The sequence below is a fragment of the Wenyingzhuangia sp. IMCC45467 genome (assembly GCF_054111205.1).
Window position 1 is genome coordinate 516,616 of record NZ_CM134196.1, and the last position, 26,666, is coordinate 543,281.

Sequence of the window (26,666 nt, forward strand, 5' to 3'; positions counted from 1 at the left end):
AAATACTATTTTTTAACTTTTTACTGGAAATTAACAAATGTTTAAGTTATATTTGTTTTCCTATAATAAAAATAACAATGCCTAGAGAAATGTACACATATACCCTAAACATACTTGAAAAAGTAAGTTTTGATGTAGATTTATTCATTAATGAGTTTAATAAGGCTACAAAAAGGTTATTACCTCACGAAGTACAAGAATTAAATCTTTGGTTAACAAATTTTGTTTTTATGAATCCGCATTTAGAGCCAGTTACTCTGGTGTTAAAATCATAAATTTATTTAATAAAAACTGTTTCATAAATAGAATCCTTTTCTATATTTGCTGTCGAAATGGTTAAAAAATTCATCATCATATTATTCTTGACAACTTTGTCTATACGTCCAGCATATTTTGTTGGTAATGTGATGTATTATGAAACTCATTTAAGTGAAATAATAGAAAAGTATTGTGTTAATAAAGACAAACCAGAATTACAATGTAATGGTCAATGTCATTTAGCAAAAGAAATAAATGCTATAGATACCTCTAATGATAGTAAAGCAACGCTTGAGGTAAGTGCAGCATTTTTTCCTGTGTATTTTCAATCAATAGAACAAACAAGTTTACCATTTTTTACAGCTAAGGAAATAACTTCATATTTTGATTACAACTTTATATATTCTTACTTATTAAGTCAGAAAATCAATAAACCTCCTATGGTCTAATTTTAAATAATTCGTAGGCATTATAATGCCTTTTTATGACTTCGTTTCTATTACGAATGTCATGTCACATGTATTTATTTAAAATTTATGAAACCATAAAAATGAAAACTTTAAAAAAAATGGCTTTGTTAGCCTTAACAACTACTGTATTAATTTCTTGTAACAATAATGATGAATCTATAAAAGAAGGTACTCATGTATCTGCAGTTGTTAAATTTGATCATTCACTTGCTTTGGGTGATGAATTTACTTTAACTGATTCTAATAACGAAGAACAAACTTTAACATTAAATAAGTTTAAGTTTATTATTTCTGATGTAATGTTAAGAGATTCAGAAAATAATCAAATTCACTTACCTAATAACATTGCTGCTAATTTAATTGATTTAGCCAATGCTGATGAAACCAACAAAGTAAAAATTTATTTAACCGAAATTCCAGAAGGAAGCTATCAAAGTATTTCTTTTGGTTTGGGAGTAAGTAAGGAGGTAGCAAACGGAAGTACAGAAGCACAAGAAAGATTAATGGAATTGGCAGAAGCTGACATGCAATGGTCATGGAATCCTAATTCTTATATTTTTTCTAAAATAGAAGCATCTAATACTAATACAGAAACAACTACTGCTCCTGGTTTAATTGCTCATATTGGAGATAAAGGAGATTTTAGTGGTTATACAACTATTGATTTAACTTTTCCAGAAACACTTATCATTAAAAAAGAAGTGTCTCCAAGCATACATGTTATCGTTTCTATAAACAAACTATTTACTCCGGATAATGCAGGAGAAACGGTAGCATTTGATTTGTTAGGACATGGAGGTTCAAGTGAAGCTACTCAAAACTTAATAACAAATTACAAAGAAATTTTTGAAGTTCATCACTTACATCCAAACGAAGAAGCTATTAATTTAGAAGATGTAGAAGAAGATACTCATTCACATGATGATACTACTTCTGAAGATTCACACTCACACTAAAACACAAAACCATTGGTAGCTTTTGCTACCAATGGTTTTTAATATAAATATGAAATTTACTTATAGTAAGTATATTATTCTGTTTCTATTAATAAGTTGTTCTAAAACCGAAAACGAATATTCTAATTTTGAAATAAGTTTTAAGCAGCCTATTAATTTTCCAGAACCAACATTTAATTTTGATGATAATCCTATAACTACTGATGGTTTTATATTAGGACGAAAACTATTTTACGACAATAGACTATCGTTAAATAACGGAATTAATTGTTCTGAATGTCACAATCAATCTCATGCATTTACGCATCATGGACATGATTTAAGTGAAGGAGTTCATCCAAATGTTTTTGGAACGAGAAACTCTCAGCCTATTCAAAACATGGCATTTATGGATGATTTTACTTGGGATGGTGCCAAAGACAAATTGTTTGATCAACCAATAATTCCTATTACAGAACCTGTAGAAATGGATGAAACTATGGCAAATGTGGTAGTAAAACTTAAAGAAGATTCTGTATATCCACAAATGTTCCAATCGGTTTTTAAAATTGAAAATGCCATTACAAGTGTAAATATATTAAAAGCATTGTCTCAATTTATGGGAGCAATGGTGTCTTCAAATTCAAAATACGATAAGTTTATTCGTGGAGAAGAAGGGGGAGCGTTTTCGGAATTAGAAAAACAGGGACTGAACTTGTTTAAACAAAAATGTGCTACTTGTCATAGCGGAGAATTGTTTACCAGTCAGGAGTTTGTAAATAATGGAATTGGAGAGAATCCTAATTTGCCAAACGAAACAGGAAGAGCAAGGATAACCTCTTCAAACCCTTTTGCTACGGTACAAGAGTTAAAAGCTAGTGATGATTATTATAAATTTAAAATTCCTAGTTTAAGAAATGTAAAAAAAACTTATCCCTATATGCACGATGGTAGAATAGTATTGCTATCAACCGTGTTAGATTTTTATGATGATGATACGTATCCGTTGCTTACAAAAATGGATAATTTAGACAACAGGTTAATTCAAAAAGACAATAATGGAAATGAGACTTTAGGTATTCCTATGACAGAAAATGAAAAAGTAGCCATTTTAGCTTTTTTAGAAACATTAACCGATAATGAATTTATAAATGATGAACGTTTTGCCAACCCTAACTAAAATATTATTCACTGTATTACTAATAACTTCTACCAATATTTTCGCTTGCGATGTTTGTGGTTGTGGTGCTTCTAACAGCAATAGTTTTGCCAATGTACTAGGAGGGAATTATGTAGGTTTTACTTATAATTATATGCATTTTCAATACATACAAAATAATTCTAATCCTAATTTTCCTTTAGCAACAGATCATGTAAATACATTAAGTATAACAGGTCAATATTTTATTACAGATAAAATACAAGTGAATGGTACTATTCCTTATAGATTTAATAATAGATATAAAGCTTCTGGAGATGTAGCTAATAATGGTGTGGGGGATGTAAGTTTATATGGAATGTACAATTTGTTACAAAACACAAATAATCATAACCTAAAAATAGGAGTGGGATTAAAGCTCCCAACAGGTAAATTTGACTTGCAAAATTCTAGTTTAAATCAAACATCCGCAGCTCAATTGGGAACTGGAAGTTGGGATGTACTTTTTCCGTTACAGTACCATTACAACAAAAATAATTGGTCTGTAAATATGAGTGCTATGTACTTTTTAAAAGGAAAAAATAATGATGAATTTAAGTATGGAAATCAAACACAAATAAACATTTCATCAAGCTATGTGTTTCCTTTAAGAACTAAGTTCAGCATTGCATCAATTATTGGAGCTAGTTACGATCATTTTTTAGCTTCGGAACGTTTTGATATTGTAGATAACAGAACCAACGGAAAAATGTTAAATGCAAACATTGGTATTCAAGCTGAAACCGAGCATTTTATTGTTGGCGTTAATTCACAATTGCCTTTAAGTCAGAATTTAATTGATAATGAAGTTACGTTTAATTATGGGCTAGGGGTTTATACTTATTGGAAGTTTTAACGTAGATAGATAGCTAAAAAAAGAGGCTTTCTTAAAATTAAGAAAGCCTCTTTTTTATTAGGTACTAGTAAAAAATTAATTTTTTATAAATTTTGTAGTGGTTTGTTTGTGACCATCACTCAATACAATAAAATAAATTCCATACTGTAAGTTGTTTACATTTAGACTGTTGTTGTTAATGTCCATAGTACTTGTTTTAACAATACTACCTGCTACATTAAATATATTAATAGTTTGTTTTGATTGAATTCCTTCAATAGTCAAGATATCTTTAACAGGATTTGGGCTAATTTTAAATTTAGAAGAAAAATCAAAATCAGCAATACTTAAATCACAATTACTTGCATTTTCTCCCATTTCAGTAGGGGTGATGTTTGTGTTTTTTAATAAGAACTTATCTAATTTTACACCTCCTTTTTTATAAATAATATTTAAGGTATGTTCTCCTGCAGTTAAATTAAAATTTGTTGCCTGAACCCATGCCCAATCATTATTATTTGTTATATCCCAAGTAAAAGAACTTTCTCCATCAATATTAATGAAAACAGAGTCATCTGAGTTAGGAGCAATTACGCGACCTAATAGCGAATAGCTACTTTCTTCTGAAACTTTAAAGCCGTATGATATTTGATTTTCAACAGATGCGGGTACGGCTAATTCCCATGAAAGAACATTACAAAAGAAGTTTCCGGTTTGTGTAGATACTTGACCAAAAGAAACATCAGAGGTCTGATCAACAGTAAAGTTAATTGTAAACATACCTTCTGTAGCATCTATTTTTTGATATCCTAAAACATTTGCATCCGTTTCTACATCATTGGTGTTAGGAATTCCTGTGTTTCCTTGCGAAACCACAAAATAAGCCCCTTGAGGGTTTGTATTTTGATTTGTGTTTTTTACGTTTATGTTAAGCGTATAATTTCCAGCCTCAAGATTAACAACTTGATGAATTTTTCCATCTACAAAATTAGGTTCTCCCCAACCAGATTCCATATTAAAAATATTATACCCTTGAAAATTATCCCATCCACCATAACCGCTATGGTTTTTGGCAGCATCATTTGTAATCCATGGTGTAGCTAAAGTACCCCACCTTCCGTTGCTTTCTTGAGCAATATATGGTTCAGAAGAATTTACCAAAGATGGTGCTGTTTGTGTAGTTTCCTCTATATTATTACTATCAACTACAGTAATATAACTCACGTTAGAAGCATCGGTATCTGATAATTCATCCCATGATGAACCAATAACTCCACATTCTGCTTCCATCCAAATTTCTGTAGTACCTTGTACATTTGCATTTATTGGTCCACCTCCAACTTCTTTTCCATTAAGATCTGCTCCTTTATACCAATAATAATAAGTTGTTCCTGCTACAATATCACTATCAATATATTCAGTAGCAGAATTAAAAACGTAAGCTATTCTTCCTCTACCTGCAGGATTATCATCTGTATCACGATATAATTGAATATATCCCGAAATATTTTTTTGATCAAAAAGTATTTTAATAGATTGATTTTCAATGTTTGCTTCAGCAGTAAAGACAATACTTCCATCTTCATAAACTTTTCCATCCACGGTAGCATTATATGTTTTTGTGGTTACACATCCAGAAGTAGTGTAAGAAACCGTATAGTTTCCTGCTTGACTGGTTTGAATATTACTTAATGTAATATCTTTAGTGGTTGCAGAGAATGAATTAGGTCCTGTCCAGCTCCATGTTCCTCCTTCTAAAGCATTGGGAGCAAACGTTACATTGTCTCCAGTGCTTACAATTGCATTGTCTGTTTTTTCTAACTCACCATCATTTATTTTAGTATAAAGTGTTACAGGAGGGCAGTCAGTATCTATTTCATAAACAGCATTGTACGCTACATCAGCATTAGTGGTTGTAATAGTAAATAATTTGTTAGTGCTAACTGTTGTTCCTCCAGCATCTTCCCATCTTTGGAAAATATATCCTGCGTTTTCGGTAGCCTTTAAAGTTAAAGAAATTCCAGCTGGTAATTCTTGAGTTCTTGTAACCAATCCAGCATCTTCCATGTTTATTCCAACATTTACTGTGTAATTAGTTTTAATGGCAGGAACTAAAAGATTCATTGCTGTAAAAGAACTTGCTTCATCTTTTATTTCATCAGTTACCAATTTGGCCATTTCTAAAGCTCCAGACCATTGAAAATGTACATTATCACCCTTTCCATCAGGATATGTAGCATACTCACCAGCCTCAAGGTTTAAATACATATATTTTGTTACATACTCTTTTCCAACAGATTCCATTAAAGTTTTAGATAATTCATCTAAATCAATTAAAGGTACTCCAAGTTCTCCTGCTAATTCTCTACTGGCAATTGGATGACCATGATAGGAGTTGTAAACAGTATCAGGATTGGTACCATTCCATGCATTTCTTCTAACGCTTGTAACCAAAACACAGGTAGCTCCTTTGGCTTGGGTTTCGTTTACAAAGTTGGTTAAATAAGTTTTAAAATCAGTATCGGCATCTGTTTCCCTGTTAGGATCATCAGCTCTATCGTTTATTCCAAATTGAACAAAAACATAATCACCAGCTTGTACATTATTAATTACGTCTGTCCAATGATTGTTGTAAAAACTCTTAGAACTTGTACCACCTATAGCTTTGTTATTAATTTCAAAATTTTCAACATTTATAAAGGACTGTAATACTTGTCCCCAACCTGTTAATGGATAAGGCCATCCATCTTCGTTGTAGCTGGCAACTGTAGAGTCACCAATTAAATGAATTACAGGTGTACGTTCATCTTCAGTTTTATTAGCTCCGTTTGTTGTAGCTCCAAAAAAAATAGATAACATTATTATTAAAACAATGTTTTTCTTTTGGAAAAAATTTGTGTAGTAGTTAATCATATAGTAGTTAATTGGTTTGTTTTTTATATTAAATGCAAAAATACCAACTAAAAAACACTAAGTATCCTTTACTTACCTGCTTTTTATATTTAAAAAACATTATTGAGTGGTTTTTGTTGTCAATATTTTAATTACTGGTAGTTAAAAAGTTTTAATGAATAAGCATATATAAACTATTGTTTATAGTCATGAGTTTTAATACTCTCGTTATAATGGCAGTTATTAGTATTAGTGAGCTAATACTTTGAAAGTAATTGTTGAAGTAAAGATTTTGAAGTGACATTAAAAACCTATTTCTTTGCAATTACTTTAATTTACTCGCAAGTGTTGTTTAAACCTTATTTTGTTGATGTTTTATTACCTATTCCTTTAGAAAGACAGTTTACGTATCGTATTACTGAAGAGGAGGCTCAATTTCTTAAAGTTGGTATGAGAGTGGCTGTGCCTTTTGGAAAAAGTAAAATATATACAGGTATTGTTTATAACGTTCATGAAAATGAACCTCAAATTTATGAGGCCAAAGATATTTATCAAATTTTAGATGATAAAGCTATTTTAACCCCTGTGCAACTAAAGCATTGGGAATGGATTTCCAATTATTACATGTGTTCTTTAGGAGAGGTTTTAAGAGCAGCATTTCCCTCCGTTTTTTTATTAGAAAGTGAAACCATTGTGTTGGCAAATCCAAACTTTACTGATGTTGATTTACTGTCTACAGATGCTTATTTAATTTATGAGGCTTTACAAAAACAGTCTCAAGTAACCATTTCTCAGGTATCTAATATTTTATCAAAAAAACAAGTGTTTCCTATTCTAAAAGGAATGATAGATATTGAGGCAATTAGTCTTAAAGAGGAAATATACGAACAATATCAACCTAAAATGATCCCGTATATCCGTTTGGCAAGTGAATGGGACAATTCTAATAAGTTACAAGAATTATTAAGTTTATTGTCAAGATCAGAAAAACAACGTGCCTTGGTTATGCATTATTTTTCTGAAAAAGCTAAAAATAAGGGAGATTTAAAAAAGAAAGATTTATTAGACGTTTCTAGTATAAGTGATGCTGTTTGTAAAGGATTGGTAAATAAAGGCATTTTTGAAATTTATGAACTTCAAATTGATCGAATTTCTTTTGATGTTGCCAGTCAAAAAATTCCGAGTTTAAGTGAGGATCAGCAAACAGCTTTTACAGCAATTCAAAATACGTTTAAACAGGTAGATGTTTGTTTGTTTCATGGTGTTACCGGAAGCGGAAAAACAGAGATTTACGCACATTTAATTCAGCAAGTTATTGATAAAGGACAACAGGTTTTATTTTTAGTTCCTGAAATTGCTTTAACCACTCAGTTAATTATGCGTTTGCAACGTTTTTTTGGAGATGATTTAAGTGTGTATCATTCTAAATATTCTCAAAACGAAAGAGCAGAGGTATGGAATCATATTTTACATGGATCTGAAAAAGCAAAAATTATTTTAGGAACTCGTTCAGCTACCTTATTACCTTTTAATAATTTAGGATTGATTATTGTAGATGAAGAGCATGAATCATCTTATAAGCAGTTTGATCCAGCTCCACGATATAACGCTAGAGATGCAGCTATTGTTTTAGCCAAATTACATAAAACCAATATTATTTTAGGTTCTGCTACTCCAAGTTTAGAATCATATTACAATACCAAAAACGGAAAATATGGGTTGGTTTCCTTAAATCGTAGGTTTGGAAATGTACAAATGCCAAAAATTCATTTGGTAGATATTAAAGAAAAACACAGAAAAAAACAAATGTCTGGTCATTTTTCAGACACCTTATTAACAGCTATCAAAGAAGCATTAGAGCAGAAAGAACAAGTCATTTTGTTTCAAAATAGACGTGGTTTTGCTCCGTTAATAGAATGTGGTACTTGTGGAGTTACACCTCAATGCCCTAATTGCGATGTAAGTTTAACAGAGCATAAATTTAAACATGAACTTCGTTGTCATTATTGTGGATATCATAGAGCCATTCCTTTAAAATGTGATGCCTGTGGGTCTGCAGAATTATCTAGTAAAGGTTTTGGAACAGAGCAAATAGAGCAGGAGTTATTAAATCTTTTTCCAGAACACAACATTGGGCGATTGGATTTGGATACTACTCGTGGAAAATATGGATATGCTAAAATTATTGATGCTTTTCAACATGGAGAAATTGATATTTTGGTAGGGACTCAAATGTTGTCTAAAGGTTTAGATTTTAACAATGTAACCTTAGTTGGGGTATTAAATGCCGACAATATGTTAAACTTTCCTGATTTTAGAGCTCAAGAACGTAGTTTTCAAATGTTAACGCAGGTATCAGGTAGGGCAGGCCGTAGTAAAAAGCAAGGACAAGTATTAATTCAATCTTTTAATCCTTATCATCAAATTTTGCAACAAGTAACTACCAATAGTTACGAACAAATGTATGGAGAACAAATTACAGATAGACGTAATTTTTATTATCCTCCCTATTTTAGATTGATTCAGGTTACTTTAAAACACAAGGATTTTAATTTGCTTAATGAAGGAGCAGAGTGGTTTTCAAAGTCATTAAAAAACAGTTTCGGCAAAAATTTATTAGGCCCTACAGCACCCTCTGTAGCACGAGTGAGGAATTTATATATCAAACAGATAATGATAAAAATTCCACCAAAACAATCAGTATCAGCTACAAAAGATTACATCAAAAAAGTAAAAACCATGTTTGATTCTATTGGACGTTTTAGAGCCATTAGAATAAATATTGATGTTGATGCTTATTGATTTATTTGGGGACTTAAATGCATGAAATACTAAGGTAATTTAAATACATTTAGCTACAAATATTTTCATAATTGTATATTAAAAAAAGCCATAATATATAAAACACAACAGAATGTTATTAAGTAGTATTATATAAACGGATTTCTTTAAAACGGTTATTTTGTGGTAGAAATACGTATAAATACAGATGTTTATTTATGGTAAAAACTTAACTCAATCACAATTCAATTGTTTATTTTAGACATTACTATGATTAAATAATTATTATAGCCATTATTATCAAAAATGAAAGACATCAAAACCACTAATATGTTATTGCTAATTATAGTAATTCCATTTATATTTTTCCTTTTAAAAACACTATCCTTTATTTTTATACCACTTGTTCTAGCTATGTTTATAGCTTTATTGTTTTTACCTTTAATGAGGTGGTTTAATAGAAAAGGAGCTCCTAAATTTGTTGGAATTGGTGCTGTTATTCTTGTGATTATTGCCGTTGGAAAAATAGCAACTGTTTTGATAAAATTATCAAGCAATGAAATTTTAAAAGCCAATAGTACTTTTTTTCAGAAGGCAGAAACTAAAATAGTGGATTTAATTGTAATGATTGAGCAATATTTTGGTGTGGTTAGGGTAGAAGGAGATTCTTTAATGAATCATTATTTAAATGGAGGGAATTTTGTTGGTAAAATAGTACCATCTTTAGATTTTGTAGGAAATATTATATCAATGACCTTAATGACTTTATTTTTTGCCATTTTATTACTAGCAGGTTCTATTGATACAGAAAAGTTATTAAACAATACAGTTTTTAAATACAAACACGCATCGGTTAAAACGTTTAGAAAAATAGAAAAGGACATTATTACATTTATAAAAGTAAAGTTTGTTATTAGTTTATTTACAGGAATAGGGTTTAGTTTAGCATGTGTTTTCTTTGATGTTAGTTTTCCTATATTCTGGGGATTGTTGGCTTTTTTACTCAACTTTATTCAAATGATAGGATCCATTGTTTCTATAGTTTTACTATCATTATTTGCCTTGGTAGAAATAGAAGTAATGAGTACTTTATTGTTTTTTGTATTGACAATTACTGGAGTACAAGTAATTTTTGGAAGTGTTTTAGAACCTATATTTATGGGGAAAACTTTTTCAATAAACGTAATCACCATTCTGGTAATGTTAATGCTTTGGGGGTTTATATGGGGAATTCCAGGATTGATTTTATCAATACCTATTACCGTGATTATTAAAATCATTTTAGATCAATTTCCAAAATACCATGTCATATCCAGTTTGATGGCTGGAGACACCTCTAAAAACAAATAGGATAATAATTTTGTGTTTACTACTCAAACTTCATAACCCTAGTTTCATCACTAGATTTTAATTCTTTAATGGCCGTTTTTAAATCTACCAATTCATTAAATTCATAATGTAAAAAAGAAACTTCTTTACACAAACGTTGGGTTTCTTGTAAAGCTTTTCCATGAAACCCAGAATGTACAAAAATCAACATATCATCCTTGTTTTCCCAATGTGTAAAAGAATAAAAGGTTTTTATTCCTTTATTATGCAATTGAGATTTTAGGTTTCCTTTGCTTTTTTGTGCCTGATTGTAAATTTGTTTAGACAGTTTTAAAAACTCTGGTAATAAGGTGAGTTTTTTTAATTTAAATTCCCCAATAGAAACAATCACATCAATCAAACTTAGCGTAAAATTTTCCGTTCCATTTTCCTTGTACACGCATTACTTGTTCTACAATATCACGTACGCAACCCTCTCCACCTTTTATAGGTGATACATATTTAGAAACGGCTTTAATTTCTGGAGCCGCATCTTGTGGAGCACAAGGCATTCCAACCAATTCCATTACCGGATAGTCAGGAACATCATCTCCCATATAAACAATTTCTTTAGGATCTAATTGATACTTTTCTAAAATCTCTTTATACTTTTCAATTTTATTATGCACACCTAAATAAATATCAGTAATTCCAAGACCTTCTAACCTAGTTCTAACCCCTTCATTACTTCCGCCAGAAATAATACAGACTGTATAACCCGCATCTACAGCAGATTTTAAAGCATATCCATCTTTAATGTTCATATTTCTTACCAATTCCCCATTAGGAAAAATAGTAACCATTCCATTGGTTAAAACGCCATCTACATCAAAAATAAATGCTTTTACATCGTTTAATAATTCCTTATAACTTAATGCCATGTTTTTCTTGTATTGATTTGGTTAATATTTGATAAACTTCTTTGTTAGTTCCCTCTAATTGATTTAAATGTTTTTCAATGGTTTGCATATCGTTTCTAACTGCAGGACCTGTTTGAGCAATTTTTGGAGGAAGTATTTGTGTTTTTAAAAATGTTTCTTGCAGTAAGGGTTGTAAAATCTTAAAATCTATTTGATGTTCTTTACAAATATCATAAGCAATACCCATTACCCTATTGCTAAAGTTATTAGCAAACACAGCAGCTAAGTGTAATTTTTGTCTTTTTTCTTCAGAAAGTTTGTAAACATGTTGAGCAATCATACTCGCAAAATTTTGCAAGACACTAAAGTCTACATCAAACTCTGTTTCTATACAAACAGGAACTGCTTTAAAATTGATGTTTTTTTCTTTGGTAAAACTTTGAGCAGGATAAAAAACCCCACGTCTTTTGGCTTGTAAAAGACTAAAAGACTTGGTTCCAGAAGTGTGTACAATCAATCCTTGTAAGTGAGATAAATCTAAGGTTTTGATGACATCATCAGGCAAAGCCACAATATATAGATCGGCTTGTTTTAAAGAGTTTAAATCTGTAGTAGTAGGAGTAAGACCGTTATAAAGTACTAATCCCTGTTCGGAACGATTGTAAACTTGAACCAATTGAACCATAGGACTATTTATGCAAGCCTTTATTAAATGAGTTCCAACTTTGCCCGTACCAAGTATGCTTATGTTTATCATAGGGTTCAAAAATAAGAACATTTTTATATTTTGATGAAATAAATTAGATTTGATTTCGACCAAGGGGAAGTGTATCTTTGGTAGACAAAAAAATCAAACCTTATGAAAATATTATTCATTGTAATTCCTGTATTGTTGGTAGGGATTTATGCTTTTAAAAGACAATCAACAATTATAACCAATACTAAAAAGTCTATATACGATTTTGTGGTGAAAGATATTCATGGGAACGATTTTGATTTTTCTTCTTTAAAAGGAAAAAAAATCATGATAGTTAATACGGCTTCTAAATGCGGATTGACACCACAATACAAACAATTAGAAGAGATTTATGAAAAATATAAAGACGATAAAAACTTTATAATTATAGGATTTCCTGCTAATAATTTTATGTCTCAAGAACCTGGAGAAAATAATGAGATTGCAGAGTTTTGTCAATTAAACTACGGAGTTACTTTTCCTATGATGGAAAAAATTGATGTAAAAGGAAAAAAACAAGCAGAAATCTATCAGTTCTTAACTAATAAACAGTTTAACGGGTATAAAGACTCTAAAGTAAAATGGAATTTTCAGAAATACCTTATAGGTAGAGATGGAAAGTTAGAAATGATTATTAATCCACAAACAAAACCAAATGACCCAAGTGTTATTGCTTGGATAACAGAATAAACATGAGTTTTAAATTAGACATACTAGCCATAGGAGCACATCCAGATGATGTTGAATTGGGCTGTGGAGCAACCATTGCCAAAGAAGTTGCAGAAGGTAAACTAGTAGGAATATTAGATTTGACAAAAGGAGAATTAGGAACACGAGGAACCCCTAAAATTAGAGCTATGGAAGCAGAAGCTGCAGCAGGAATTTTAGGAGTAATGGTTAGAGAAAATTTAGGATTACCAGATGGTTTCTTAGAAAACACTAAAGAATATCAATTAAAAATAGTTGAAATTATTCGTAAATATCAACCAGATATTGTGTTATGTAATGCAATAGATGATAGGCATCCAGATCATGCCAAAGCCAGTAAACTAACTTCAGATGCTTGTTTTTTATCAGGTCTTAGAGCCATTAAAACAAATGTTGGTTCTGGAGAGCAGGAAGCTTGGAGACCCAAAAGTGTTTTTCATTACATACAATGGAAAAACATAGAACCAGATTTTGTAGTTGATGTATCTGATTATATTGATGTTAAAGAAAATGCCATTAAGGCATTTAAATCTCAATTTTACGATCCTAATAGTAATGAGCCAGAATCTCCTATTACCAGCAAAAATTTTATAGATAGTGTGTTGTATAGATCTAGAGATTTAGGAAGATTAACAGGAGTAGAATATGCAGAAGGCTTTACCACAGAACGTTACGTTACGGTTAAAAATTTATCTGATATTTTTTAATTTTTTTCTTTGTAGAAACTAAGAAACCTCTTATATTTGCAACCGCTAACGCGAAAGCGCGCAAATGGTGGTTGTAGTTCAGTTGGTTAGAACGCCTGATTGTGGTTCAGGAGGTCGCCGGTTCGAATCCGGTCTTCCACCCAAGAGTTGAAAACTCTTTAAATTAAAAGCTTAAGATTTATTTCTTAAGCTTTTTTTTATGCTTGAATTTTAGGAGTCAAGGATCATATCCAAAAATTGTGTTTTATAAAATTGATCAAAGCTCAAAAATAGTGGTTAAGTTTTGTTAAAATAATAATATTAGCAACATATTATTTAACAACAACTAATTTTAATATTTCAGATACAATGAAAATGAATCAAATTGCAAATAAAATTCTTATTGTTATAGTTTTTATAAGTTCAACATTAAGTGCTGTTGCTCAAGACAATTCTTTTGAGCCAGAAGTTGGGCAAATTCCTCCACATCCAATAAGATTGCCTGAAGGTGTTATTCCAGCATTCCCAGGAGCATGGGGTGCGGGAATGTTTACTACTGGAGGTAGAGGTGGAAAAGTAATAGCTGTAACTAATTTAAAAGATAAAGGAAAAGGAAGTTTACGTGCTGCTCTTGAAGCAAAAGTGGCTAGAATTATTGTATTTAATGTTGCAGGAACCATAGAAGTTAATGGAGATCTAAATATTGATTATCCAGATGTAACTATTGCAGGTCAATCTGCTCCAGGCGATGGTATTTGCTTAAAAGGAACCTTAAATATAAATACTTATAATGTAATTATTAGGCATCTTAGAGTTCGTAGAGGAGTTCCAAGTGGAGGACAAGGGGATGATAATATTGGAGGAAATCCTGAACATCATATTATTATTGATCATTGTTCTACAAGTTGGGGAATGGATGAAAACATATCTCTTTACAGACACATGAGACCTTCTCTTGATGGAAGTACAAGAATTAAAGATCCTGCCAAAAATATTACCATTCAATGGACCATTTCTAGTGAAGCACTAGATGCAAAGCACCATGCTTTTGGAGGAACTTGGGGAGGAAATCCATCTACACATCATCATAATCTTTTTGCATGTAATACAGCAAGAAACCCATCAATAGGAATGTCTGGTGCTTTTGATTTTAGAAATAATGTTATTTATAACTGGAAACATCGTACTATGGATGGTGGTGATGAAACATCTTTAATTAATGTTATTAATAATTATTACAAACCAGGACCAGCAACAAATGATAATATGAAAGCTGTTTTTGCTCGTGTAGAACAACGTAGTATGTATTCTCCAGGAAGTGCTTGGGCAGAAGGAGACTGGTATCCTAAAGAAAAAAACAGACCTGGTAAATGGTATGTTGCAGGTAATATTATGTATAATAATGAAAAATTAAATAATAATAACTGGGAAGGAATTCGTGGGCCTGAAAAATTAGCACGTGTAAACACACCATTTGTTGGTTGGCCAGTATCTCCGCATCAAACAGCAGAAGATGCTTTTGAGTCTGTATTGGCAAAATCTGGAGCTACATTACCAAAACGTGATGCTGTAGATACACGTGTTACAAATATGGTACGTACAGGAAGACCTATGACAAAAACCGGAATTATTAAAGATGTTTCAGAAGTTGGAGGATACCCATTATTGAGTTATAATCCTAAAAATTTACCGGTAGATACAGATGGTGATGGAATGCCTGATAAATGGGAGGTAGAGCACAATCTAAATCCTAAAGATGCTTATGATGGAGCTATAGATACAGATGGAGATGGTTATACCAACGTTGAAGAATTTTTAAATGGAACAAACCCTAATGAAAAGATAAATTACAGAAACCTAGGAAATAACATAGATAAAATAAGCTAATTAAGTTTTTTGAATAATGTTATAAATAAAAAATATCGAGGGAATGTTCCCTCGATATTTTTTATTTATAACAACTACTGTTTCTTTAAATTTTTAAAGAATTTTTTTCTTGTTATTCTTTTTACTGGGTATTGTCTGTTTGGAGTAATATTATTAAAAAACAAAGCCACTATAAGTAAAATAATTGTTCCTGTAAACACAGGAGCAAAAACATATAAATACCCCAAAGCTTTTACTTTTTCTGTTCCAATAACTGCAATTAATGCAGTAGCCCCTCCTGGTGGGTGCATGGTTTTGGTACATTGCATAGATACAATTGATACAGCAACAGCTAACGAAGCTGTTAACCACATAGTATCTGGAAAAAGCTTGAACATAGAAACTCCTACAAAAGCAGAAATTACATGTCCACCAATTAAATTTCTAGGTTGCGCTAATGGACTTTGGATTTCTCCATAAATTAATACACTAGATGCCCCAAAAGAACCTATTAACAAAAGGTTTTCTTGGTCTATTAAAAATTTGGATTGAATATAAGCAACCAGCCCTATACCAACAAAAGCACCTATAAAAGACCAAAAATGTTCTTTATAATCTACTAGGGTTTCTTTATAAATAATATATTTAGAGACTCTTAAGGTTCTTTTAAGTTTTTGTTTCATATTTTAAATAAAATTGGGAGAGATTTGTTTTTTAAACAGCACAAAATTAAAGACTGTAGTTAACTTGTTGTGTTTGTTGACTTGAAAAATATTAATGGTAAATTGAAATATATTACAATAAGCATGTAATGAGTATTGTATATTTTTGCAGTTATGGAAATAAAGTATTTTAAACTAATAAAAACAATTGTAGAGGAGGGTAGTCTTGTAAATGCTACAGAAAAGTTATTTTTAACACAATCGGCATTAAGTCACCAATTAAAAGAAATGGAATTGCAATTGGGATTTAAAGTTTTTATTAGAAAAAGAAATCAATGGGAATTAACAGCAGAAGGAAAGGAGCTTTATCATTTAGGAAATACAATAATAGATAATATTGAAAAAGGGTTAAGTGATATAAAAAAAATTCAATTAGGCTCTAGTGGTACCATTAAAGTTAGTACAGAGTGTTATTCCTTTTATCATGGATTGCCAAGTTTTATTCAAAATATGGGTAGATTATATCCTGATATAAAAGTAGATTTAAGACTAGAAGCAACTCACCATCCTATAGAAAAATTACAGTCTAATGATATAGATATCGCCTTGGTAACCTTAAAACCTAACGATAAAAATTTGCATTGCATTCCTTTTTTTGAAGATGAAATCTTAGCATTGATGCATGAAGAAAATTTTTTAAATAAAAAAGACATCATCATTCCTAAAGATTTAGAGCAACAGCATTTAATTATACATTCTTACCCTTTAGAAACAGTTTCAGTATACCAGCAATGGTTAAAACCCAACCAAACAATACCTGAAAAAATATCGGCAGTACCTTTAACTCAAGTTGCTTTAGAAATGATTGAAGCAAATATTGGAATTACCTGTATGCCTTTATGGGCTTTAAAATTGTTTAATATTCCAACCAATATTGTGTTTAAAAAATTAGGCAAATCAGGGTTAAAAAGAACTCATTATTTAGTGGTAAGAAAAGAAGATAGACATAAAAAATACATTCATGATTTTATTTTAAATTTTCATGAACAGTTTTCGGCCATGTAATCAATATAAAAAACTGCCCAATACAACGTACTGGGCAGTTCTCTTTTTCGCAACAATTTTAGGTGTTTAAATACACTTTATTTTTTTATGATTTTTTGATATGCCATTCCTTTTTCTGTGGTGATACTAAGAATGTATACTCCAGAAGTTAAATAAGATATGTTGATGGTATTCTCAGATAACTGATGACTTTCTTTAATCAAACCACCAGTAATGTTGTAAATAGCATAGCTTTTTACAGTGGATGTTGTTTGAATGTGCAATTCATTTTCAACAGGATTTGGAGAAATATAAACCGTATGGTCTTTTTGAATAGTGTTAGCACTTAAAGTCCCTCCGTATTCAAAAGCTCCTAAGTCAATAGTAGTGTTGTAAAACCTATCATTTCCTTGTATATCAAAATTACTGAATACACTTGAGTTGTAAAGTGTATTGTCTCCTTGATCTAAAACAACAGATGAGTTTAATGTTGGTTTGTAATTTGTATCTAAAAATAAATCTGTAGCCGTATTGTTTATATTCGCTTCAGAATAAACTCCTGTAGTAACACTACTACTAATATTTCCAATTACGTTTTTAACAATAACGGTTTGATTGTTTCCTTCATTTTTTTTGGTATTAAAAAGATCATTATCACTTGCCGTATTGGTATTGTATACGTTGTTCCAAAAAATACTGTTTAATATTTCCAAATGATGCCAACCATCACCACTTACATTCATTAAATTACGTACCGATGCGTGTTGGTTACTATTGTTTATAAAAGTAGCGTTGCTTACATAATGTTTTACATTTCTACCTGTATTGCTTGAAGTTCCTCTTCTAAACCAAATGGCTCCCCAATCTGAATTGTAAGTATTGTCTGCCAATAAAATATTAGCCCAGTTTGTAGTAAGTTCACTTGTATTGGTATTGTTGTGTTGTACCAAAAGAATTCCATTGTTTGTACTGTTGTTTTTAATTGCTACGTTTTCTACAATTACATTTCCAGAAAATGTTCTCCAATCTAATAAAATACCATTGCTGTAATTTTCTTTTACTACAGTGTTTTTTAGTGAAAAATTGCTAATGTTAGTTCCTACTTCAATAATTGGACTAGCTGCAGATGTGTGTGCATTTTGAAGTATAAATCCGTCTATAGTTACATTGTGAGCTGCTAATTTTAACAATTTAGTGGCATTGTCAGTTCGGTTAGAGTTAAAATCTCCAGCAATGTCATCATTGTTAAAATCACCTGTAATAATAGTTGCATTATCGGTGTGAATTTTACTAACATCTCTATCTGTTAACGTATTTTCATTTCCTTGAAATCCTCCCATAATTTTAGCTCCCTTAGCTGTAATTTGTAGGGGATCAATGTTGTTGTTAGGACTATAAGTTCCTTTCGCTACCCATATTACATCGTTTTGAGAGGAAGCAGCCAACCCATCACTTAAGGTCGTGTAAGCATCTGCCCAAGAGGTACCATCGCTATTTCCAGTAGCATTTACATTCACATAAATGTTTTGAGATCTACAATCGCTGTAGCTGTAATCTGTATGGCTATCTTTTGTCCATAAAAGATTTTGATTGTTGGTAAGGTTATAACCATTGTCTAACTGAATACACAATAAACTAGCATTGTTATTAGCATTTACTTGGTATAAAAGACTGTTGTTTCCTGTGGCAATATTTAAATGCTCTAGCTGATTATTATTGGTACAGTTTAGATTTCTTAAATTGCTACAACTAGAAAGGTCTAAATATGTTAAGTTGTTTCCGTAACAAGTTAAGGTAATTAGATTGGTAAATGCTTCAATACCTTTTAAGTCAGATATTCCTTTGTTGTTTACATCAATAGTTCCGCCAAAAGCTTGTGCTTCTGCAATCGAAATTTCGGTATCACCATTGGTGTTAATGGCACTGTTGTTTACCAAATAACTTTTAAAGGTAGCATTAGGGATGTTTACGTTTTGTGAAAAAGAGGTAATTCCTACAATAAAAGCTGTTAATGTGAGTAGTTTTCTTTTCATATAAAAATTAATGATTTAATGAAAAGCAAAAAAACACAACATTCATTTTAAAAAATAACACAAACTACGGATTGAATAACAAAAACTACAGGTTGCTATTGTTGATGCAAATTTCTGTATGCTTTTGGGGTAATTTCGTTGTACTTTTTAAACAATTTGGTGTAATAATGAGGTTGAGAAAAACCAGTTTCAAAAGCAATTTCTTGTACTGTTTTAGTAGAGTTTAACAATTGCAGTTTTGATTTGTTTATGGCAAATTGATTGATATAATCGGTAGTTTTAATACCCGTTATTTGATGCACAATGCTGCTAAGATACTTGTCGGACAAATTAAGTTGTTCTGATAAGTAATTTATTTTAGGAAGTCCTAAGGTTAATTGCAATTCTTTGGCAAAGTAATCTTCCAAAATTTTTTCAATACTGCTTATAACATCGTTATTAAGATGATTGGTTGCTAAATCATTGTTTTTAGAAGCAATGCGTAAACAATGTTTAAGTAATAATTCTAATTCAGAGCAAATAATATCTTGTGATAAAAAATCTGGCTGATTGCATTCAGCTACAATTCTATCAATCGCTAAATTTATATGTGTTTCTTCGGTTTTATTTACTGCCAAAGCCTTATTAAAATCGTATGTAAAAAAAGGGTACTGATGCAATTGTTCCAACAAGGAATGATTTTTTAAAAACTTAGGAGAAAAACACAAAATCCAACCTTGTTTGCTGTTGGTGTTTTCTTTTCCTTCAATTATTTGATTGGGTGCTACAAAAGACAAAGCACCAGCGTTTAAGTCATATTCCAAACCACCATAGCCTAAATTAGAACTAGCTTTGTTAAACATAATACAGTAAAATTCACAAGTAACCTTTAAATCAATAAGTTCAGAAGGAGTGTGTAAATTTTCTAATTGAATAACCGCAAAATCATTAAAAACAGGACTAGCGTATTTTAATTTTTGAAGAAAATAACTAACAGATTTGTAGTGCAATGTTTTAGTAGACATAACTGATAAAATGGAGCTAGGGTATTTTTATGATTTACAAACATATTAATATTTTACAAAAAAGCTGCGATGAAAAAATCGCAGCTTTTGATGAATTAGTTTGGTATATTAAGTAAAAAACTAGTTTACTAAAATAGCCCCTCCGTTAGGTTGAATGGTAATTTTAGTGCTTCCAGAGTTTTTAATTTTTAATTGTTTTTTAGCAGATGTTTTATGTTTGTCATCTGTGTAAAAATCAACTTTTTCTCCCGCCAACATCGGCAAGTTTATTTTTAAGGTGATTGGTTTGTCTTGTGCATTTATTCCTGCTACATACCACTGATCTTTATGCTTACGAGCTAACACACAATATTTACCAGGATATCCATCTATAAGTATGGTTTCATCCCACGTTGTAGGAACTTCTTTCATAAAATCGATGGCAAATGCTGGAGCATCATTTAAATTGTTTGGAGCAATGGCAAACATTTGTACAGAACTTTGAAACAAAACAGCTGTGGCTAATTGAAAAACATCGGTAGTAAAACGTGTTCTTCCTCCATCGTTATTTCTGTTATGACGTTTGTTTAACAATACAGGTCCAAATTCCATAGCTCCCACAGCATTACGAATAAAAGGGTGTAGCGTTGCAGAAAATGCTTCAATATCATTCGCTCTTTGCGTAAATATTAAATTTTCCGATGCTAATACAGCTTCGCTTCCTACGTAGTTAGGATACATGCGTTCCCATCCTCTAGGCAAGGTACATCCGTGGAAAATAACCATAATACCATAATCATTTGCATCCGATAAAATATCTTCATACAATTTCATAGTTGTTTGTTTATCACCTCCAAAAAAGTCCACTTTAATTCCTTTTACTCCGTGTGCTTGCAACCACTTCATCTCTTTTTTTCTAGCAATAGAAGTGTTCATTCTTCCTCTAGGTCCTTGTGGAGCATCGTTCCATCCTCCGTTAGAATTGTACCAAACAAAAGGAGCTACATTTTTAGATTTGGCATATGTAAACAACGCTTCCATTTTTTGATATCCGATGTTTTTTTTCCATAATCCATCAATCAAAGCAAATTCATAACCTAATTCCGAAGCTAAATCGATATAAGCAATTTGATCTTGATAGTTGATACTGTTGTCTTGCCACATAATCCAACTCCATGTAGAACGACCATAATTGTATTCTTGAGACGGTTTGTATAGTGGTTTTACCAAATCAAAAGGAATGGTAGTTTCTGCAATAGGTTTTAATTCATCTGCCACGGTAATAGTTCTCCATGGAGTTACTGCTGGTAGACCAACGGCAGGAGTAGTACTTCCAATTCCGTTATTTTCTTTTTGGTTAGGGAAAGCAATAGTGTAAACACCGTCTTTAGTTCCTTCACTTAAGTGTGAAGCACAGTATTGACTATTGACACCTGTTTCTGAAATTAAAACCCAACCATTTTGACCTACATGAAAAAGACCAGGAAACGTAAATCCTTGTCCGTATTTAGATGGTGCTCCTAGAACATCATCTGCTATATATTCTTCTTCATAACTTGGTTTTGTACGTTTCCACCCAATCATTGGAGTGGCTTGTGGAGTTAAAAAGGTAGTAGTTTGTTGTGTGAAATTAAATCCTGTAATTTCTTTTTCTATAATACAACTTAGAGTTTCTCCGTATGTAGGCAATTGATATCTAAAGCCTATGTCATTATTACTTATTCTAAAAACTACTTCTATTTCTTGATTTTTATTATTACTAAAAGTCATTGAAAACTCATTAGCAATATAATGTACAGACGATTTTTTAATACGGTCTAAATTATAATGTTCATCAATTTTATTTTCTTTAATTGATAATAACTTTAAGTCTTTGCTAAAATCTCCAACATTGGTTATCAATCCAAGAGGAGAACTCTCTAACATTGTTTTTTCTTTGTAAGTTACGGTGTAGTTTGCTTGTCCTTTATCTACATTAATTTGTAATTTAATATTCCCATTTGGACCATTTATTGTTTTTGTTTGGGAAAAGGACGTTGCTATACATAAATAGCTCAGGGTAATAATTAGGTATTTTTTCATAATTGTATATTTTACTTGTTGTAAATATACACAAATGTATTTAATACACTTATTTGTATTCGTAAATAAAAAACTAATCTTGATTTACAATCTTATCATAATGCTGATAATACGTTTGTGGAGAACAGTCATAACTTCTTATTTCTTTAATCCATTCATCTAACACCATTAAATTTTGTTCTTTTTGATTGCTTGTTCTGGCTTTGTTTAATTTGATGATATAACTCTCGTTTAATTCTTCACAAGGATTGTCATCATTTCTATAACAAGAAATAAAAGCAAGGAAAAACCATGTAATTCTTTTCATTATTAATATTATTTATGTTTTTGTGATAACATAAATTTTAGGGGAAATGTATAAGTTACAAATATAACATTTATCATTAATTTAATAAGAGATGTTATAACGTAAAATGTATTAAAGTTTTATTTTAATATCGGACCCCAATTGATAAGCTTTTGTAACAACCTGTTTTTTATAAACATTAACTAGTTGTGTCCCTGTTAACACAGTAATTAATTCATTTTTAATATCTAAAACAACCCCACGTAAAGTATTGTCATTATTTTCCTTTAATAATATTTTAGGATTTCCCTCTTTCTCAATTTTTCCTTCGTGTAATACACAAACATGATTGGCAATTTTTAGTACTTCATGTAAATTATGACTCACCATAATAATGGTAAAACCATGTTTCTGTTGTAAAGCTATTAAGTAAGATTGAAGTTTTCCTCTTAAATTTTCGTCAATAGCAGATAAAGGCTCGTCTAAAAACAAAAATTTTGGTTCTTGTATAATAGCTCTTGCCAAAGCTACTCTTTGTTGCTGTCCTCCAGATAAATGATTGGGTTTTATAGCTAGTAAAACTTCTAATTCTAACACATCAACAATTTCTTTTAAAAGTGTTTGGTTGATGTTTTTTTTAGCAAACTCTAAATTTTCTAAAACCGTCATGTTAGGAAACAAACCGTAGTCTTGAAAAACATAAGCTATCTCTCTTTCATGAATAGGTAAAAAACTTTTAGTTTCGGTATTTAACCAATTTTTATTGTTTACAGAAATTTTACCAAAATCAACAGTATCTAAACCACTTAATAAGCGTAGTAACGATGTTTTTCCTGCACCTGAATGTCCGTATAATACATTGATGGCATTCAATTTAAAAGAAGCTTCCACATCAATAGAAAAAGATCTTTTACCAGAACGATATGTTTTTTTCAGTCTACAATACATCATCGAACAGTTCTTTTTAAATACCCACCATTGATTAAATAAACGCTTAATAAAATCACAAAAGAAATTATTAATAAGATCAATGAATATTGATTAGCAGCTGCATAATTTAAGGTTTCTACTTCATCATAAATAGCAATAGAAGCAACTTTGGTTTTTCCTGGAATATTACCACCTATCATTAAAACCACTCCAAATTCACCAATGGTGTGGGCAAAAGTTAAAACCAATCCTGTTAAAATTGCGGGTTTAATATTGGGAATTAAAATTTTGCTAAGTATTGTCCATTTTGATTTTCCCATCAACTTAGCGGTTTCTGTATATGATTTTGGCAAAGCTGACAAACCAGCCTGAATAGGATGTACCATAAAAGGCAAACTGTAAATAATAGAAGCTATAACCAAACCTGTAAAAGAAAAAATAAGTTTGATACCTAAAATGTTTTCTAACCAATTTCCAAAAACAGTGTTAGGACTTAAAAAAACTAAAAAATAAAAACCCAATACAGTAGGAGGTAACACCAATGGCATACTCACCAAAGTTTCTATAATTGGTTTGGTTTTAGACCTAGTTTGAACCAACCAATAACACAAAGGAATAGTAATAACAAACAACAGTACAGTTGTAATACTTGCTAGTTTAAAGGTTAAAATTAAAGGTTCAAAGTCCATAAGTTGATTTAATTCATCAAATATCTGCATTAAAAATGAGAGATTTAAAGTTTTTTGATTTTAAAAAAAGTTATTGACTACATCTCAACTCCGCTCGATGAACTTAGAGATATCGAACATTGATCGTAATGTAAATGTTGTTTTTTTATCTCTAAATAACTGTTTTAACTTCGTTTTAAGAATTTAATATAATGATTATCAAGCTTAGTCGAGATGTAATTATATACTCATTAATATTTTATTTCTCCTCATTTTCCAAAACAACCAAAGCCATTTTAATAGCCGCATAATCTAACTGTTCATTAAAATATTCATAATAACTTTTTAATGATTTAGGATTCTCTACTTTGCTTTGTGCTTCTTTTACTGCTTCAATTTCTTTTTCAGATACAAAATCAGTCAAATCTATTTTTATGCCTTCGTTGTACAATTTCACAAAATGACTCTGAATGGTATTAGGAGTTAATCCTCTTTCGTTGGCAATTTCTTCAATAGATAAGCCCTGCTTGTGCAGCTCTAAAGTTTCTAAGTGCGTGGCAGATTTCCCTTTTTTCTTCTTAACAGGTTTTACTACTTTTTCCTTATTAAACTTGATGATTTCTGTAATAAAATCATAACCATAATCTTGCAACTTTTTTTGTCCAACTCCTTCAATTTCCAAAAATTCATCATCAGTAACAGGACGTTCATTTGCAATTGCCTTTAAAGTAGCATCACTAAAAATAACATAAGCAGGAACTCCTTTTGCTGTGGCTAGCTCTAATCGTAATACTCGTAAACGTTCAAATAAATTGTTTTGTGGTTTGCTAGCTTTTTGAGGTGTTTTTTCATCTGCTTTTATAAAATCTGCTGGTTTTGTTAGGGAAACTTTCATTCCTTTAAACAATACTTCTTTAGATAAATTATTCAATTTTAAAGCATTGTTTTCATGAAAAGCAATTTCACAAAATCCTTGGTTGATGAGCTGAACCATATATTGCTGTAAATCTTTCCAAGCAATATCTTTAGCAACCCCATAAGTTTTTAATAAATGGTAGTTTTTATCTAAAATAGTAGCGTTTTGGGAACCTCTTAAAAAGTCTACCACCACATTTAAGGGTTCATTTTCTTGCAACCTAAAAATTCCTGATAAAACTTTTTGTGCAATAATAGTTCCATCAAAAATAACGAGAGGATGTTTACAAACATCACAATTCCCACATTTTTCTGTAGCTGTTTCACCAAAATAGCTCAATAAAATATTTCTTCTACAACTAGTCGCTTCTGCATATTGAAGCATTCTTTCCAGTTTTGCCAATTGTACTTCTTCATTCCCAGAACCTTCTGCAAATTTTCTTAATTGAATCACATCTGCATAGGAGTGAAACAAAATGGTTTCTGAATCTAAACCATCACGTCCTGCACGACCAATTTCTTGATAATATCCTTCTATATTTTTAGGCAAGTTGTAGTGAATAATCCAACGAACGTTAGATTTATCTATTCCCATTCCAAAAGCAATGGTAGCACAAATAATTGGAGTAGTGTCGTGAATAAAATTCTCTTGGGTTTTACTTCTAACATCGGCAGGTAATCCGGCATGATAAGCAGCTGCTTTAAATCCACTTTTCTTTAATCTTTCCGCTAATTGTTCGGTTTGCTTTCTACTCAAACAATACACAATTCCAGATTCATTAGGCCTAGATTTTACAAAATCTACAATTTGTTTTACCCTGTCTTGAGCCGGGCGAACTTCTAAACTTAAATTGGCTCTATTAAAAGAACTGATATTTCTTTTGGCATTAGAAATATCTAATTGATTGGCAATATCTTCTCTAGTGGCTTTGTCTGCAGTTGCCGTTAAAGCAACCAAAGGTGTGTTAGATAACCTTTTCTTTAAAAAGGATAATTGTGTATAAGCAGGTCTAAAATCGTGTCCCCAAGAAGAAATACAATGCGCTTCATCTACTGCAATCAAACTAATTTCACAAACCTGAGAAAGTTGCTCAAAAAAAGCCAAACTTTCAGGAGCCAAATACAACAACTTTATCTCTTTAGATTTTACTCTTTCTATAATAGAAGAATTTTCAATATCTGTTTGAGAACTATTCACAAAAGCAGCAGGAATTCCATTGGCATTTAATGCATCTACCTGATCTTTCATCAAGGCGATTAATGGAGAAATGACCAAAGTTAATCCATCCATTAAAATAGCTGGCAATTGGTAACAAATAGATTTTCCGCCTCCTGTAGGCATAATCACTAAATTATCTTCACCGTTTAAAATACTGGTGATAATTTCTTTCTGTAAAGGTCTAAACTGCTCATATCCAAAATAGTCTTTTAAGGTTTTGTGTAAAAGGATATCTTGATTTGTCATAACAG

At 31.0% G+C, this 26,666-nt stretch carries 23 protein-coding genes and 1 tRNA gene; 12 read left to right on the plus strand and 12 right to left on the minus strand.

Annotated features, from left to right (window positions below; all coding sequences use genetic code 11):
* The first annotated feature begins 77 nt into the window (after positions 1-77).
* The 5 genes from ACXGQT_RS02385 to ACXGQT_RS02405 all read left to right on the plus strand — a co-directional run bounded on the left by ACXGQT_RS02385 (position 78) and on the right by ACXGQT_RS02405 (position 3,717).
* The gene (locus ACXGQT_RS02385) at positions 78-275 is read left to right on the plus strand and encodes a hypothetical protein (RefSeq protein ID WP_457829801.1); all 198 of its coding nucleotides are present in this window, start codon (positions 78-80) and stop codon (positions 273-275) included.
* Between the two features lie 96 nt (positions 276-371).
* Complete coding sequence (locus tag ACXGQT_RS02390; protein WP_457829802.1) at positions 372-707, plus strand: hypothetical protein; 336 nt, start codon at positions 372-374, stop codon at positions 705-707.
* A gap of 101 nt (positions 708-808) precedes the next feature.
* Positions 809-1,684, plus strand: a complete 876-nt coding sequence (locus ACXGQT_RS02395; protein WP_457829803.1) for an MbnP family protein — start codon at positions 809-811, stop codon at positions 1,682-1,684.
* Positions 1,685-1,733: 49 nt separating this feature from the next.
* A complete protein-coding gene (locus ACXGQT_RS02400; protein ID WP_457829804.1) occupies positions 1,734-2,843 on the plus strand; it encodes a cytochrome-c peroxidase in 1,110 nt (369 codons plus the stop codon).
* Positions 2,815-3,717, plus strand: coding sequence for a hypothetical protein (locus tag ACXGQT_RS02405; protein ID WP_457829805.1), 903 nt, complete (start codon positions 2,815-2,817; stop codon positions 3,715-3,717). The genes ACXGQT_RS02400 and ACXGQT_RS02405 overlap by 29 nt, the downstream gene beginning before the upstream one ends.
* Positions 3,718-3,792: 75 nt before the next feature.
* Here the strand turns inward: ACXGQT_RS02405 and ACXGQT_RS02410 are convergent, their stop codons facing one another.
* Positions 3,793-6,555 carry a DUF5013 domain-containing protein gene (locus ACXGQT_RS02410; protein WP_457829806.1) on the minus strand — a complete coding sequence of 921 codons (2,763 nt, stop codon included), beginning with the start codon at positions 6,553-6,555 and terminating at the stop codon, positions 3,793-3,795.
* Positions 6,556-6,933: 378 nt separating this feature from the next.
* Here ACXGQT_RS02410 and priA point away from each other — a divergent pair, with 378 nt between their 5' ends.
* Positions 6,934-9,390, plus strand: a complete 2,457-nt coding sequence (gene priA / locus ACXGQT_RS02415; protein ID WP_457830794.1) for a replication restart helicase PriA — start codon at positions 6,934-6,936, stop codon at positions 9,388-9,390.
* 309 nt (positions 9,391-9,699) lie between these two features.
* Positions 9,700-10,719 carry an AI-2E family transporter gene (locus ACXGQT_RS02420; RefSeq protein WP_457830795.1) on the plus strand — a complete coding sequence of 340 codons (1,020 nt, stop codon included), beginning with the start codon at positions 9,700-9,702 and terminating at the stop codon, positions 10,717-10,719.
* A 19-nt stretch (positions 10,720-10,738) separates the two neighbouring features.
* On the opposite strand, the gene ACXGQT_RS02425 is transcribed toward ACXGQT_RS02420, so the two are convergent.
* The 3 genes from ACXGQT_RS02425 to ACXGQT_RS02435 are packed head-to-tail and all read right to left on the minus strand — an operon-like array spanning position 10,739 to position 12,354.
* A complete protein-coding gene (locus tag ACXGQT_RS02425) occupies positions 10,739-11,137 on the minus strand; it encodes a hypothetical protein (protein WP_457829807.1) in 399 nt (132 codons plus the stop codon).
* Positions 11,091-11,618, minus strand: coding sequence for a KdsC family phosphatase (locus ACXGQT_RS02430; RefSeq protein WP_457829808.1), 528 nt, complete (start codon positions 11,616-11,618; stop codon positions 11,091-11,093). Before ACXGQT_RS02430 ends, ACXGQT_RS02425 begins: the two co-directional genes overlap by 47 nt.
* Positions 11,602-12,354, minus strand: coding sequence for a Rossmann-like and DUF2520 domain-containing protein (locus ACXGQT_RS02435; RefSeq protein WP_457829809.1), 753 nt, complete (start codon positions 12,352-12,354; stop codon positions 11,602-11,604). The genes ACXGQT_RS02430 and ACXGQT_RS02435 overlap by 17 nt, the downstream gene beginning before the upstream one ends.
* A gap of 102 nt (positions 12,355-12,456) precedes the next feature.
* Between ACXGQT_RS02435 and ACXGQT_RS02440 the strand changes: the two genes are divergently transcribed.
* From ACXGQT_RS02440 to ACXGQT_RS02455, 4 genes are all read left to right on the plus strand, one after another.
* Positions 12,457-13,023 (plus strand): glutathione peroxidase, encoded by a 567-nt coding sequence (locus ACXGQT_RS02440; RefSeq protein WP_457829810.1) that lies wholly within the window; start codon positions 12,457-12,459, stop codon positions 13,021-13,023.
* Positions 13,024-13,025: 2 nt separating this feature from the next.
* On the plus strand, positions 13,026-13,748 hold the full coding sequence (gene bshB1, locus ACXGQT_RS02445) for a bacillithiol biosynthesis deacetylase BshB1 (RefSeq protein ID WP_457829811.1): 723 nt from the start codon (positions 13,026-13,028) through the stop codon (positions 13,746-13,748).
* A gap of 66 nt (positions 13,749-13,814) precedes the next feature.
* Positions 13,815-13,890: transfer RNA gene (locus tag ACXGQT_RS02450), tRNA-His, on the plus strand.
* Between the two features lie 212 nt (positions 13,891-14,102).
* Positions 14,103-15,614, plus strand: coding sequence for a polysaccharide lyase (locus ACXGQT_RS02455; RefSeq protein WP_457829812.1), 1,512 nt, complete (start codon positions 14,103-14,105; stop codon positions 15,612-15,614).
* A gap of 74 nt (positions 15,615-15,688) precedes the next feature.
* Here the strand turns inward: ACXGQT_RS02455 and ACXGQT_RS02460 are convergent, their stop codons facing one another.
* A complete protein-coding gene (locus ACXGQT_RS02460; RefSeq protein WP_457829813.1) occupies positions 15,689-16,276 on the minus strand; it encodes an HPP family protein in 588 nt (195 codons plus the stop codon).
* A 153-nt stretch (positions 16,277-16,429) separates the two neighbouring features.
* Here ACXGQT_RS02460 and ACXGQT_RS02465 point away from each other — a divergent pair, with 153 nt between their 5' ends.
* Positions 16,430-17,320: a LysR family transcriptional regulator gene (locus ACXGQT_RS02465; protein ID WP_457829814.1), complete on the plus strand. Its 891-nt coding sequence runs from the start codon at positions 16,430-16,432 to the stop codon at positions 17,318-17,320.
* A gap of 77 nt (positions 17,321-17,397) precedes the next feature.
* Here ACXGQT_RS02465 and ACXGQT_RS02470 read toward each other — a convergent pair whose 3' ends face one another.
* From ACXGQT_RS02470 to recQ, 7 genes are all read right to left on the minus strand, one after another.
* Complete coding sequence (locus ACXGQT_RS02470) at positions 17,398-19,332, minus strand: T9SS type A sorting domain-containing protein (RefSeq protein WP_457829815.1); 1,935 nt, start codon at positions 19,330-19,332, stop codon at positions 17,398-17,400.
* Between the two features lie 95 nt (positions 19,333-19,427).
* Positions 19,428-20,336 carry a helix-turn-helix domain-containing protein gene (locus ACXGQT_RS02475; protein ID WP_457829816.1) on the minus strand — a complete coding sequence of 303 codons (909 nt, stop codon included), beginning with the start codon at positions 20,334-20,336 and terminating at the stop codon, positions 19,428-19,430.
* Between the two features lie 120 nt (positions 20,337-20,456).
* Positions 20,457-22,397, minus strand: a complete 1,941-nt coding sequence (locus ACXGQT_RS02480) for a glycoside hydrolase family 97 catalytic domain-containing protein (RefSeq protein WP_457829817.1) — start codon at positions 22,395-22,397, stop codon at positions 20,457-20,459.
* Positions 22,398-22,470: 73 nt separating this feature from the next.
* The gene (locus ACXGQT_RS02485; RefSeq protein ID WP_457829818.1) at positions 22,471-22,704 is read right to left on the minus strand and encodes a hypothetical protein; all 234 of its coding nucleotides are present in this window, start codon (positions 22,702-22,704) and stop codon (positions 22,471-22,473) included.
* A gap of 111 nt (positions 22,705-22,815) precedes the next feature.
* Positions 22,816-23,634, minus strand: a complete 819-nt coding sequence (locus ACXGQT_RS02490; protein ID WP_457829819.1) for an ATP-binding cassette domain-containing protein — start codon at positions 23,632-23,634, stop codon at positions 22,816-22,818.
* Positions 23,631-24,332 carry a molybdate ABC transporter permease subunit gene (gene modB, locus ACXGQT_RS02495; protein WP_457829820.1) on the minus strand — a complete coding sequence of 234 codons (702 nt, stop codon included), beginning with the start codon at positions 24,330-24,332 and terminating at the stop codon, positions 23,631-23,633. The genes ACXGQT_RS02490 and modB overlap by 4 nt, the downstream gene beginning before the upstream one ends.
* A gap of 208 nt (positions 24,333-24,540) precedes the next feature.
* On the minus strand, positions 24,541-26,661 hold the full coding sequence (gene recQ / locus ACXGQT_RS02500; RefSeq protein WP_457829821.1) for a DNA helicase RecQ: 2,121 nt from the start codon (positions 26,659-26,661) through the stop codon (positions 24,541-24,543).
* Between the last annotated feature and the right edge of the window lie 5 nt (positions 26,662-26,666).

Excerpts from the sequence above, each read along its gene's own strand:
- ACXGQT_RS02485 (WP_457829818.1), bottom strand. The coding sequence starts at position 22,704 with ATGAAAAGAATTACATGGTTTTTCCTTGCTTTTATTTCTTGTTATAGA.
- ACXGQT_RS02395 (WP_457829803.1), top strand. The coding sequence starts at position 809 with ATGAAAACTTTAAAAAAAATGGCTTTGTTAGCCTTAACAACTACTGTA.
- ACXGQT_RS02480 (WP_457829817.1), bottom strand. The coding sequence starts at position 22,397 with ATGAAAAAATACCTAATTATTACCCTGAGCTATTTATGTATAGCAACG.
- modB (WP_457829820.1), bottom strand. The coding sequence starts at position 24,332 with ATGCAGATATTTGATGAATTAAATCAACTTATGGACTTTGAACCTTTA.
- ACXGQT_RS02465 (WP_457829814.1), top strand. The coding sequence starts at position 16,430 with ATGGAAATAAAGTATTTTAAACTAATAAAAACAATTGTAGAGGAGGGT.
- ACXGQT_RS02435 (WP_457829809.1), bottom strand. The coding sequence starts at position 12,354 with ATGATAAACATAAGCATACTTGGTACGGGCAAAGTTGGAACTCATTTA.
- ACXGQT_RS02405 (WP_457829805.1), top strand. The coding sequence starts at position 2,815 with ATGATGAACGTTTTGCCAACCCTAACTAAAATATTATTCACTGTATTA.
- ACXGQT_RS02490 (WP_457829819.1), bottom strand. The coding sequence starts at position 23,634 with ATGATGTATTGTAGACTGAAAAAAACATATCGTTCTGGTAAAAGATCT.
- ACXGQT_RS02460 (WP_457829813.1), bottom strand. The coding sequence starts at position 16,276 with ATGAAACAAAAACTTAAAAGAACCTTAAGAGTCTCTAAATATATTATT.
- ACXGQT_RS02410 (WP_457829806.1), bottom strand. The coding sequence starts at position 6,555 with ATGTTATCTATTTTTTTTGGAGCTACAACAAACGGAGCTAATAAAACT.
- ACXGQT_RS02440 (WP_457829810.1), top strand. The coding sequence starts at position 12,457 with ATGAAAATATTATTCATTGTAATTCCTGTATTGTTGGTAGGGATTTAT.
- ACXGQT_RS02430 (WP_457829808.1), bottom strand. The coding sequence starts at position 11,618 with ATGGCATTAAGTTATAAGGAATTATTAAACGATGTAAAAGCATTTATT.
- ACXGQT_RS02470 (WP_457829815.1), bottom strand. The coding sequence starts at position 19,332 with ATGAAAAGAAAACTACTCACATTAACAGCTTTTATTGTAGGAATTACC.
- ACXGQT_RS02475 (WP_457829816.1), bottom strand. The coding sequence starts at position 20,336 with ATGTCTACTAAAACATTGCACTACAAATCTGTTAGTTATTTTCTTCAA.
- ACXGQT_RS02420 (WP_457830795.1), top strand. The coding sequence starts at position 9,700 with ATGTTATTGCTAATTATAGTAATTCCATTTATATTTTTCCTTTTAAAA.
- bshB1 (WP_457829811.1), top strand. The coding sequence starts at position 13,026 with ATGAGTTTTAAATTAGACATACTAGCCATAGGAGCACATCCAGATGAT.
- recQ (WP_457829821.1), bottom strand. The coding sequence starts at position 26,661 with ATGACAAATCAAGATATCCTTTTACACAAAACCTTAAAAGACTATTTT.
- ACXGQT_RS02455 (WP_457829812.1), top strand. The coding sequence starts at position 14,103 with ATGAATCAAATTGCAAATAAAATTCTTATTGTTATAGTTTTTATAAGT.
- ACXGQT_RS02400 (WP_457829804.1), top strand. The coding sequence starts at position 1,734 with ATGAAATTTACTTATAGTAAGTATATTATTCTGTTTCTATTAATAAGT.
- ACXGQT_RS02385 (WP_457829801.1), top strand. The coding sequence starts at position 78 with ATGCCTAGAGAAATGTACACATATACCCTAAACATACTTGAAAAAGTA.